At 72.0% G+C, this 11,441-nt stretch carries 7 protein-coding genes and 2 pseudogenes; 3 read left to right on the top strand and 6 right to left on the bottom strand.

Translation table 11 applies throughout. The features are described from left to right. The 3 genes from AQJ11_RS38850 to AQJ11_RS50140 all read right to left on the bottom strand — a co-directional run. A partial coding sequence (locus tag AQJ11_RS38850) for a non-ribosomal peptide synthetase (protein ID WP_159061767.1) occupies nt 1-3,180 on the bottom strand: 3,180 nt, incomplete at its 3' end. 240 nt (nt 3,181-3,420) lie between these two features. Further along, the gene (locus AQJ11_RS38845; RefSeq protein WP_244218574.1) at nt 3,421-4,698 is read right to left on the bottom strand and encodes an MFS transporter; all 1,278 of its coding nucleotides are present in this window, start codon (nt 4,696-4,698) and stop codon (nt 3,421-3,423) included. A 534-nt stretch (nt 4,699-5,232) separates the two neighbouring features. After that, a complete protein-coding gene (locus tag AQJ11_RS50140; RefSeq protein ID WP_014669235.1) occupies nt 5,233-5,385 on the bottom strand; it encodes a hypothetical protein in 153 nt (50 codons plus the stop codon). Nucleotides 5,386-5,671: 286 nt separating this feature from the next. On the opposite strand from AQJ11_RS50140, the gene AQJ11_RS38840 reads away from it, so the two are divergent. Then, a complete protein-coding gene (locus AQJ11_RS38840) occupies nt 5,672-6,859 on the top strand; it encodes an alanine--tRNA ligase-related protein (RefSeq protein WP_244218573.1) in 1,188 nt (395 codons plus the stop codon). Nucleotides 6,860-6,924: 65 nt separating this feature from the next. Here the strand turns inward: AQJ11_RS38840 and AQJ11_RS38835 are convergent, their stop codons facing one another. The 3 genes and pseudogenes from AQJ11_RS38835 to AQJ11_RS38830 all read right to left on the bottom strand — a co-directional run bounded on the left by AQJ11_RS38835 (nt 6,925) and on the right by AQJ11_RS38830 (nt 8,483). After that, nucleotides 6,925-7,137, bottom strand: a complete 213-nt coding sequence (locus tag AQJ11_RS38835; RefSeq protein ID WP_059266488.1) for a hypothetical protein — start codon at nt 7,135-7,137, stop codon at nt 6,925-6,927. A gap of 31 nt (nt 7,138-7,168) precedes the next feature. After that, nucleotides 7,169-7,720 (bottom strand): annotated as a pseudogene (locus AQJ11_RS53105) (TolB family protein); the annotation flags it as partial. A gap of 46 nt (nt 7,721-7,766) precedes the next feature. Then, the gene (locus tag AQJ11_RS38830) at nt 7,767-8,483 is read right to left on the bottom strand and encodes a S1 family peptidase (protein ID WP_244218571.1); all 717 of its coding nucleotides are present in this window, start codon (nt 8,481-8,483) and stop codon (nt 7,767-7,769) included. 294 nt (nt 8,484-8,777) lie between these two features. Here AQJ11_RS38830 and AQJ11_RS38825 point away from each other — a divergent pair. Together AQJ11_RS38825 and AQJ11_RS38820 are read left to right on the top strand one after the other, a co-directional pair. Then, nucleotides 8,778-9,707: pseudogene (locus AQJ11_RS38825) on the top strand (ABC transporter ATP-binding protein); the annotation flags it as partial. A 329-nt stretch (nt 9,708-10,036) separates the two neighbouring features. Next, nucleotides 10,037-11,440: an ABC transporter permease gene (locus AQJ11_RS38820; RefSeq protein WP_059266485.1), complete on the top strand. Its 1,404-nt coding sequence runs from the start codon at nt 10,037-10,039 to the stop codon at nt 11,438-11,440. The last annotated feature ends 1 nt before the right edge of the window (nt 11,441 follow it).

Here is an 11,441-nt window from a genome sequence, read left to right as displayed (position 1 = left end):
GGCGTACTCCACCGCCTCACCCGCACCCGATGCCAGCAACCACCCCTGCTCCTCCGCGTCGCCGTCGGCCACCAGCTTGATCCGGTCCGTCGGAAGGTCCGGATCGGCCAGCGCGGACTCCAGCAGCGAGATGTAGTGGGAGACCATCCGCCGGATCGTGGCCTCGTCGAAGAGCGCGGTGGAGTACTCCCAGATGAGCGTGATGCGATCGTGGTCCGGGTGGTCCTCACGACCGGTGCGCTGCTGGGCCCGGGGCACGACGACGATGTTCATGTCCATCTTGGAGGAGCCGTTGTGCCGCTCCAGGATGGTGCCCTCCAGCCCGCCGAACTCCAGGTCGGGCACCAAGGCGTTGTGGAAGCTGAACATCACCTGGAACAGCGGGTTGATCGAGGGCACCCGCGGCGGCGCCAGCGCCTCGACCAGCCGGCCCAGCGGTACGTCCTGCCAGTCCGAGGTGTCGACCAGGATGTCGTGCACGCGGTGCCGGAGCCGGTCGAAGCTCGGTGAGCCGGAGGTGTCGATGCGCAGGGGCAGCGTGTTCACCACCATGCCGAGCATGCGCTCCGTCTCCGCGATGCGGCGGTTGGCGGCACCGGTGCCGATGACCAGGTCGTTCTGGCCCGAGTAGCGGCTCAGCAGGGAGGCGAAGCCGGACAGCATCGAGGCGAAGAGGGTCACTCCGGACTGCTGGCTGGACTGGCGCAGCGCGCGGCTCAGCTCGACCGGCAGATCGACCCGCAGGGCCGACCCGTGGAAGGAGGGGACGCGCGGCCGGGGCCGGTCGGTGGGCAGGTCCAGTACGTGCGGTGCGCCCTCCAGATGCCGCTTCCAGTAGGCGAGATGCCGGTCGAGGACCTCGTCACGCATCCACGAACGCTGCCACGACGCGAAGTCGGCGTACTGCACGGCCGGTTCGGGCAGCGGGGACGGACGGCCCGCGGCCAGCTCCGGGTAGATCGCGCGGATCTCGTCCAGGAGGATGCCGAACGACCAGCCGTCGTGGACGAAGTGGTGCTCGACCTGGACCAGGGTGTGGTCGTCCGCGGCGTGCCGGATCAGCAGCCAGCGCGCCAGTGGCGGGTCGGTCAGCTCGAAGGGCTTGCGGATGGTCTCCCGCACCACTTCCTCGGTACGGGCCTCCCGGTCCTCGGGCAGCACGTCCTCCAGGTCGACGACCGGCATGTGCACCGGCATGGGCGGGCGCGGCTCCTGCACCGGCACGCCGTCGACCGTCATGAAGGCGGTGCGGAAGATCTCGTGCCGGCGCACGATCTCGGTGAGGGTGTCGCGCAGTGCCGTCGCGTCGAGCGGGCCGCGCAGCCGGATGGTGGCCTGGGCGTTGTAGGCCAGGTTGCCCGGGGAGAGCTGTTCGAGGAACCAGATGCGTTCCTGCGGGAAGGACAGCGGCAGCGGCCGGTCGCGCGGCACCGGAACCACCGGTGGCAGGGGCGGCGCGGTGTCGCCGCGCCGGTCCAGCGCCGCCGCCATGCCGGCCACCGTGCGCTCCTCGTAGATGCTGGAGATCGGCAGTTCGACGCCGAACTCGGCGCGGACACGGGCCGCGAGCCTGCCGGCGAGCAGCGAGTGGCCGCCCAGGTGGAAGAAGTCGTCGTCCGCGCCGACACCGTCGATGCCGAGGAGCTCCGCGGCGATCTCCGCGAGACGGCGCTCCGTCTCGGTCCGGGTGTCCGAGCCGCCCGTGCCCAGTCCCAGCGAGGCGCGGTCGGGGGCCGGGAGCGCGGCACGGTCCAGCTTGCCGTTGGGAGTCAGCGGCAGGCGGTCGATGAGGACGACGGACGGGACCATGTAGTGCGGCAGCCGGCCACCGGCGAACTCCCGCAGTTCCAGGGGCCGTACGTCCGGAGCCACGGCGTAGGCGAGCAGCCGGTCCTCGTCGCCGACGCGCCCCACGACGACCGCGGCGTCCTGCACCCCCGGGTGTTCCCGCAGCACGCCGGCGACTTCGTCGAGTTCGATACGGAAGCCGTTGAGCTTGACCTGCTGGTCGATGCGGCCGAGGAAGTCCAGCTCCCCCTCCGGCGACAGCCGGACCAGGTCGCCGGTGCGGTAGGCGCGCTCGCCCGGTGCCCCGGGGTCGGGTACGAAGCGCTCCGCCGTCAGACCGGGCCGCCCGATGTAGCCGCGCGCCACGCCCTCGCCGCCGATGACCAGTTCGCCGGACTCGCCGGCCGGTACCGGGCGCAGCGACTCGTCGAGCACGTACAGACGGACACCGTCGATCGCGCCGCCGATGACGGGCTTGCCTCCGCCGGGGAACACCGGGGAGACCGACGCCCAGACCGTGGCCTCGGTCGGGCCGTAGGCGTTGAACATGGTGCGGCCCGGAGCCCACCGGTCCACGAGCTGCTGCGGCAGGGCCTCACCGGCGCAGACGATGGTCTCCAGGTCCGGCAGGGGCGCCGGGGGCACCATGCCGAGCACGCTCGGCGGCAGTGTGATGTGGGTGATCCGGGCCTGTGCGAGGAAGTCCCCGAGGCCGGGGCCGTACAGCACGTCCCGGCGCGGAGGCAGCACGAGGGTGGCGCCGGAGCACAGCGCCATCGTGAGTTCGAAGACGGACGCGTCGAAGCTGGGCGAGGCGAACTGCAGGACGCGCTTTCCCGGACGGACCCCGAAGACGCTGATCTGCGCCTCGGCGAGGTTGGCGAGACCGCGCTGGGTGAGCGTCACGCCCTTGGGCCGGCCGGTGGAGCCGGAGGTGTAGATGACGTACGCCGGTGACTCGGGGCGCGGCCGCGGCGGGGACACCGGGTCCGCGGGGCCGTCGGCGGCCGGGTCCAGCAGGGGAACGTCGAGGTCGCGCAGCCAGTCGGGTGCCGTCGTCTCGGCGACGATCAGCACCGAGCCGGAGTCGCGGACCATGTAGGCGAGACGGTCGCGCGGGTACGACGGATCCAGCGGCAGCCAGGCGGCGCCCGCACGGACGATCGCCAGCACGGCGACCACGAGGTCGAGGGACGGCTCCATGAACACGCCGACCGTCGTCTCCGGTCGTACTCCCGACGCGCGCAGCCTGGCGGCCAGTTCTCCGGCCCGGCGGTCCAGGTCGGCGTAGGTGAGGTGGCGGTCGCCGAGTTCCACCGCGGGTGCGTCGGGGGTCTCGATGACTTGCGTGGCGAACTTGTCGGAGAAGGAGCCGAAATCTGCTGATGTCACGGAAGTCTCCATGAGGGCGATGACAGACGACAGGAGACCGGGGGCAGGGGCCTCGTGCCGCAGCCGGCTTGTGCATCCGGGTTGCGGCGGCACCTGTCTTTCCCGTTCTTCCTGCGGCGGCGGACGCGGGTGGGGGTGGGGCGGACGCCCGGGTTGCGATGGCGATCAGCGATTGCCGGCTCACGCTAACCGTGTCGGGAGCGCGAAATCGGCACTGTGAGCGGCACCCTGGCGGCAATGTCAGGTGCCTGTCACAGTGCCGGGGGCTTCGTGTGCCGCCCTCGGCAGGTCGCGCCGGCGCAGGGGAGAGGGCAACACCCACAGGAACGAGGTGAGGGCGCCGGCGACCGCGATCCACAGGGTCGTACGTGTGTCGAGCCAGCCGGCGGCGGTTCCCGCGGCCAGTGCCGCGAAGGGCCGGGTGCCGAGGTTGGCGGTCTGGTAGACCCCGAACACCATCGAGCGCGAGGCGTCGGGGACCAACGAGGTCAGCACGGTGGCCACCGTGATGTCGATCCACATGACACCGATCCCGGAGCCGAACTCCGCCGCGACGAGCATCGCCGCCACCACGTGGGTGGGCCCGTCGGCGGCGGGAATCAGGAGCATGGAGGCCGGCATCATGACGCAACCGAGGAGGAAGGCGGGGCCCACGCCGACGCGTCGCGTCAGCGGTGTCGCGCACACGGCTCCCACCACGGCGCCGACGGCCCCCGCGCCGAGAATCAGACCGAGCAGGTCGGGACCGAGGTGAAGGGTCTCGGTCGCATAGAGGACGAAGAGCGTGGTGACACCGAAGCAGAAGAAGTTCACGCTCGCCGTGGCGGCCAGCGCGGCCCGGATGGCCGGCGACCGTGCGATGTACCGCACCGCCGCGCGCATGGCGGCACCCTCCCGTGGTGCCGGCGGTGCCTCGGCCGGGGCGATACGGGACAGCAGCAGCGCGGAAGCGAGGTAGGACAGCGCGTCCGCGGCCAGGGCGACCGGGGCTGTGAACAGCTGGACCAGGAAGCCGCCGATCGTGGGGCCGGCCACTTTCGCCATGGCCCTGTTCCCGCTCACCAGGGAGTTGCCGGCGACGTACTGCGCCGGATCGACCAGCGCTTTGAACACCGGGGGGTTGCAGACCTCGAAGACGACCGACAGCGCGCCCGTGGCGAAGGCCGCGGCGTAGAGGTGCCAGAAGGTGAGCGTGCCGAAGGCATGGGCGACGGGGATCGTCATCAGGATGGCGAATCTCCCCACGTCAGCCGCGATCATGGCGCGGCGGCGGTGCCGCAGCCGGTCCGCCCACAGACCCGCGTGCAGTCCGAACAGGAGGTACGGAATCCACGCCGCGGCGGACAGGTAGCCCATCTGCGCGGTGTCGGCGTGGATGACGGTGACGGCGATGAGCGGGACGGCGAGGTTGGAGACCTGGTCTCCGAGCCGCGACACCGTCTGTGCGGTCCAGTAACGGCGGAAGGGGGGATCGCGCAGGAGGGTGGCGGGCCGGTCGGAGGTCATGGAGCCACTCATGGAGCCCGACCTTAGGGAGAGAATTGACAACCGGTCAACAAATATTGACAAGTTCTTGACTCGACCTGACAAGCCGCCGGTCGTCCGGTCGTCCCGGACGGTGAACCGGACATAGCCCGACAGGCGCTGACGAAACGCCGATGCACACCCCCGCGTTGACCGGGTGAGTCACGCGCTGTCAAGATCGCGTGGGGTCTCGTGTGCTATCGCACGGGGAAGGCCCCTCTTCTGGCATCGTGCATTGCGGGCAATCGGGAGAGAACCTTCATGAGAAGTACCCTTGCCAGGCGCTCACCGTTCATCCTTGTGGCGCTGCTGTGTCTCTTCGCGTCGGGTGCCGTGGCGCCCGGGGCGCCCTCGGGCCCGGTCCCGGGCCCGGCTGGATCCGCGCGGCTTCCGGATTCCGTGGCGGAGGCGCCGGTGGGCGACCGCGACCCGGACCTTCCCCTCTGCTGCTGAGCCGAGGCACTCCTGCGCGAAGCGTCCCGCGAGGAACTCGCGGGACGCTTCCCTGTGCCCGGCGGCGCGATCACCTCAGCAGCACAGCGGGAGGTCGTCGTCGTCGGGCGAGCCGGCCGCGAGCGTCACCTGGGTGCCCGTGACGTCGTGGGGGAGCGCTCCCGCCAGCGGAGAGCCCACCGACAGCAGGGCGGCGGCGACCAGGAAAAGGGCAGCAAGAGTGCGCACGAGAGGAACTCTCCATCGATCAGTAGGGCCTTTTGAGCCGTGCGGCTCGACTGCGGAGAGCGTGACAGGACATGACAGAGCCAGTCAAGAGATGAACGACCCAGTGGAAAAGCCCCCCTTGTCCCGATGGTGAGCGATTGACTGTCCTTTGGGTGCCCATATGTACGGAAATGGCTGGAGCGCCTCTGGGGTCTGTTCTTTACTTGCTATATTGACTGTCACTTTCGAGTCACTAATCGGATCCGGGGTACAGGACGTGAACCAAGCGTCGATTGACATTCAGCAGGTGTCAGCCGCCTTGGCCGCCCAGGGCTACCGCTGGCAGCCGCCGCCGGCCCTCGCACAGCCCGGCCGGGCCGAACTGTTCCCCAGCCACCTCGCACCCTCGTGGGCCGATCCGCTCCTCGCCTCCCTCTCGCACTCGCGCGGCGGCGTCCACACCGTGCGCTGGTCGATCGGAGCGCGTCACATCCATGCCGTGCCGGTCGGCGTGCCTCCCTCGGCGCAGCGTGTGCTGAGCGCCGTCTGGGCAGGTCCCCGTCCGTTCCACGTGCCCATCGAGGAGGTGGCGAAGGCCCTCGCCGGCGCCGGGGTGGACGCGCGCGGCCTGGCCTTCGTCGTGTCGGCGAGTCCCTCCGACGCGGACCCCCTGCACCAGGCCCTCGGGCGCCTCGGGGTGGAGCCCCGGCAGATCGGGTCCGACGCGCGCCGTGCGACGAGGAAGCGGGCACCGCTGGCCGGCGGCCCGCGCCTCAGCATCGAGTTCCCGGTCGGGCCCCCGTGCAGCGGCACGTGCGGCCCCGGCTGCCGATGCGGTCGTTACCTCGTCCTCGCCCGCATGCGGTTCAGCGCGGCCTCCCAGGTGCGCTCGGTGCTGGAGGTCGCCGTGCTCGAAAGCGAACTCCTCAGTGCCGTGGACGACACCCGTGAACCGTTCGCCGTACGCCGCTTCACGCGGCTGGTGGAGAACGTCCAGGAGGTGCTTCCGGCCCAGGGGACCCGGACGGCGCAGGCCCAACGCGTCCGTGTGCTCGTCGACCGCTCCTTCACCGCCGCCCTGCTGATCGGTTCGGGCTTCGCGCCGGGCCCCCGGGGCAGGGCCCATGTCGTGCGCCGTCTGCTGCGGCACGCGGGCACCGAACTGGCCCTGACCGGTGTGTCCCTGACGCGGCTCGACACCCTGGTCGAGGCGGCGGACAGAACCGTGCGCACCAAACTGGGCTTCACGCCCCTGTCCCACCACCTGCTCGACACGGTACGAGAGGAACGCGAACGCTTCGCACGCGTGCTCTCCAGGGCGCCGATGCTCCTGGAGCGTGCGATGGCACGCCGTCACCACCCCGCCGAGAGGGCCCGCGTCCTGCTCCAGCTACGCGGCGATCACGGTATCCCGCTCGGCATCGCCACGGCCTGGTGCCGGGAGAACGACATCGCGATCTCCCTGCGGCACGTGGCCCGGCTCGACCGGAGGTGACACCGCGAACGCGGGCCACGCGCGGTCGCCCCGGACCGCCGGAACGTTCGGACGCCCGAGCTCGGCTACGGCCCGGTGATGTGTTCCGAACAGCAGGGCTCCCGGCGCAACCGGCGGCTGACGGCGAGCCAGTCGGCGTGTGCCGGGCCGGACGGTGCCGACGGGCCGGCCGGGAACGCGTTCACCAGGTCCTCGCGGCGGTGCACCCTGCCGTCCCGCATGACCCAGGCGGTACGGACCAGGTCGTCGACGTCGTGGAACGGGTCGCCGTCGATCACCGTGAGGCCGGCGAGCTTCCCCGGCTCCAGGGAAGATGGTGTACGAGCTGCCGCGTACGGCGTCCCCGCCCCGCTCGGACGCGAACGCGATCCGGCTGCCGTCGGGCGACCGGCTGACGCCCCGGTCGTCCCACGGCCCGGACGTCAGCCGGCGCGGACCGGAGCCGTCCGGCGCCATCGTCCCCACGTGGAACCCGCCGCCCTGATAGGCGCGGACGGCGATCCGGGAACCGTCCGGCGACCAGGCCACCCGGACCGGCTCCAGCTCGGCCCCGGTCAGTGCCGTCGCCGGGCCGCCCGCCCGGGGCAGCGGCCACAACACGCCCTGCACCTCGACGATCAGACGCCCACCGTCCGGCGAGACGGCCACGGACGCGTTGGTGCCGGCGGTGAACCGGAGGGTCCGGCCGGCGGCGGTCACCGCTTCCGCCCGACCGGCCGGGGACGCGGACGCCACACCGGCCTGGACCGGTAACCCCACCGCCGCCGCGCCGAGTCCGGCCCTGAGGACACCGCGACGGGACACTGCTGAGCGCTTCACGGGAGGCCTTCCGCCGGACGGGCAACGCACGGGCGTCCGCATGACGGCAACGGTGCCCGTGCGCCCGGCAGCCCCGCTCCTCGCGGTGTCAGTGGCCCCCGGTGCGGATGACCCACTTGATCCACGAGCGCAGGCGCGTAACGTCTCCGAACGAGGCGACCTCCGTCCGGTCCGACGCGGACAGGACGCCCACGAGCACCTCGCGGCCCGCCTTGTCGAACGCCGTCGCCGGGCCCCCCGAGTCACCGCCCGCCGGCAGGCCGGTGCCGCGCTGCACGCAGAAGTCCCCGGTCCCCACGAGCAGATCGCACCGCTTGTCCGCGTGCTTCACGATCGTGACCTGCGCCTGCTTGAGCACGTTCGACTGGCACGAGCCCTCGCTCCGCGGCGGCGCGCAGGTGGCGCCCCAGCCGTAGGACCGCACGCTGCGCCCCACCTTCACACTGGCGCCGGTCCCCAGTCCGATGGGCTGGACGTCGAGGCGGGGCACCCGCACGAGGGCCACGTCGGCCCCGGACGCGAACACCGTGCCGTTCTCGACGCGACGCACGACCTTCCCGTGCCGCTGGTCGAGACTGCCGACGCGGAACGTGATGTCCCAGTTGTCGTAGCGGACGCAGTGACCGGCGGTGATCACCCACTCGGGGGCCACGACGGTGCCCGTGCAGGACGGCTCGCCGTCGATGTACACACGCACCGCCCACGGGCCGTGCTTGCTGACCGTGCCTCCCTGGATGGCCGAAGCGGGTTCCGCCATCGCCAGGAGGAAGGCGACGAACGCGCATATCGCACCGTATGCACGCATCTTGCTCAACATGGGGTCTTCCTCGGGTTCGGTAGCTGCCAGTTGCCTGCGTCCGGCAAGAGCGAAGGGCCGTCCGGGCGGTTCCGCGACCGCGCGATCCGTGCACTCAGGGAACAGAACGGTTCCCGCCCTGCTGACGGTCGGTCAGACCGCCCAAAGGGGACGACCGCAGGCGCACCGGACGCCAGTTGACTCGCGTTTGGCTTTCCGTTCCCTGAGCGTTCAACCGGGGAACGCTGTCGGTGTCGTGTGGGCTTCCTAGGGTCCATGAGGCTTTTCCGAAAGAAGGGGCTCATGGACTCACAGTTCGCGATCCGGGCGCGCGGCATCACCAAGTGCTTCGGTGACGTCGTCGCGCTCGACGGCGTGGACATGGAGGTGGCGCAGGGGCGGATCCACGGCCTGGTCGGACCCAACGGGGCCGGCAAGACGACGCTGCTCGGCCTCCTCCTCGGCCTCGCCGTGGCCGACAGCGGCAGCCTGGAGATCCTCGGCACACCGGTGGGCCGCGCGTTCGAGGCCCCCGGCGGCGTCTCCGGCTTCGTGGACGGCCCGGGGCTGTACCCCTCGCTCACCGCCCGGCAGAACCTCGCCGCGCTCGCCGCTCTGCGCGGCGACGACACGCGGGCGGCGGGGATCGACGACGTCCTCGACCAGGTCGGGCTCACGGACGTCGCCGACGAGCGCACCCGCGGCTTCTCCCTGGGCATGCGGCAGCGCCTCGGCCTCGCCGCGGCCCTGCTCACCCGGCCGCGGCTGCTCATCCTGGACGAGCCCTCCAACGGCCTGGACCCGGCCGGGAAGAAGCACGTCCACGGTGTCCTCACCCGGCTCGCCCGGGAGGGCACGAGCGTCGTGCTCTCCAGCCACCGGATGGACGACCTGGAGGCCCTGTGCTCCGAGGTCACCATCCTCGCCACCGGACGGATCGTCTTCTCCGGGCCGCTGGGCGAGCTGGCCGCCGAACACCGCGAACTCGACTACCGGCTGGTCACGTCCGACCCGGAGCGCGCACGCCGGCTGGCCGCCGACGCGCCGGGTATCCGCCTGGCCGACGACGCCGCGGGACGCCAGGGCGGAGCGGCGCTCGTGCTGCGCGCGCTGGTGCCCGCCCTCGACGACCTGGTGGTGCGGCTCGTCCACGAGGGCATCGCCCTGCGCGAACTCGCCCCGGTCGTCTCCCCGTTGGAGGCGGCGTTCCTGGCCCTGACCGAACAGCGGAAGCCCGATGCTGCGCAGCAGGACGACGCCGATGCCCCGCTGGTGTCCGACATCCCGCGCCTGGACGACGCCGAAGCCCGGCAGAAGTCCGACGCCCAGCAGCAGGATGACGCCAGCACCCGGCAGAAGCCCGACGTCCCGCGCCAGGACGACGCCGATGCCCGGCAGAAGTCCGACGCCCAGCAACAGGACGACGCCGACGCCCCGCAGAAGTCCGGCGCCCCGCGCCAGAACGACGCCGACACCCCGCGCCAGAACGACGCCGACACCCCGCGCCAGGACGACGCCGGCGCCCCGCCGATGTCCGACGCCCAGCAGCAGGAGACCGGTCGATGACCGCCACCGCAAGCCCGAGCGCGACCACGCCCCCGGCCCCCGACGCACCCCCTGCGCGCACCGCCGCGTCAGGCCGTGTCACGGTTGCCCGGAGCTACCGCTTCGAAGTCGTCAAGCTCCTCTCCCAGTGGCGGATCCGCCTGCTGCTCCTCGCCTGCTGGATCGCGCCGGCGCTCTTCGTGGCCGGGGTGAGCGCGCAGAGCACGCTGCCCACGGACACCCTCTTCGGCCGCTGGATGCACGCCACCGGCTGGGCCGGCCCCCTGGTGACGCTCGGCTTCGCCGGCACCTGGGCGCTCCCGCTGCTCACCTCCGTCGTCGCCGGCGATGTGTTCGCCTCCGAGGACCGGCTCGGCACCTGGCGCCACCTCCTCGTCGCCGTCCGCTCGCCCCGGCGGATCTTCGCCGCGAAGGCACTGGCCGGCCTCACCGTCATCCTGCTGCTCGTGGCCGGGCTGGCCGTCTCCAGCACGGTCGGCGGGCTGGTCGCCGTCGGCAACCGGCCGCTCATCGGCCTCGACGGCCACCTGCTCACGCCGGGGGACGCCGCCGGCACCGTCCTGGCCGCCTGGGCCGGTGTGCTCGCCCCGACCCTGGCCCTCGCCGGGATCGGGCTGCTCGGATCGGTGGTCCTGGGACGCTCCCCGATGGGGCTGCTGCTGCCCGCCCTCGTCGCACTGGCGATGCAGCTCGCCCAGATGCTGCCGCTCCCCGTCGCCGTACGCCTCGCCCTGCCCGGCGACGCCTTCCTCACCTGGAACGGCCTGTTCACCAGCCCGGCGCAGCTCACCCCGCTCCTGATCGGCATCGTTGTCAGTCTCCTGTGGGCCGGGACGGCGACGGTGCTCGCCTATGTCCTGTTCCTGCGCCGCGACTTCACCAACCCCACCGACGACGGCTCGGCGCGCCGCGCGGTCACCACGGCCGCCCTGCCGCTCGCGGGGCTGCTCGGCGTGACGGTCGCGGTCGTGGCGGCGACGACCACGGCCACGGGCTCCGGGATCGAGCAGGCCAAGGTGCAGCGCTCGCTCGCCACGGAGTTCGCCCACCTGTACCGCCTCCAGACCGAGCAGCTCCACCGGCCCGCCGTCACCGAGGCGCAGTTGCGGACCTCGGCGGCGTGCACCAAGGCCGGTGTCCAGGACGGCGCCCAGGGTCCGGGCAACGACTGGCGGTGCGTCGTCTCCTGGCACCTGCCGGGCGTCACGGCCACCGGGTCGGCCGTCTACCAGCTCGACATCACCGCGGACGGGCGGTTCGTCGCCGACGGCGACGGACCGAAGGAAGTGAACGGCTACTTCGTGGTGCGGACCCCCACCGGAGACGCACCGAACCCGCTGTGGCAGTTCGACGGCAACATCGACCTGCTCTCCGCTTCCCCGGACTCCCGGACCCCCTGAA

It is taken from the genome of Streptomyces corchorusii, from assembly GCF_001514055.1.
GTDB lineage: Bacteria > Actinomycetota > Actinomycetes > Streptomycetales > Streptomycetaceae > Streptomyces > Streptomyces olivaceoviridis.
The sequence above is the reverse complement of the archived record's forward strand: the minus strand, read 5'-3'. Positions and strand labels throughout refer to the sequence as shown.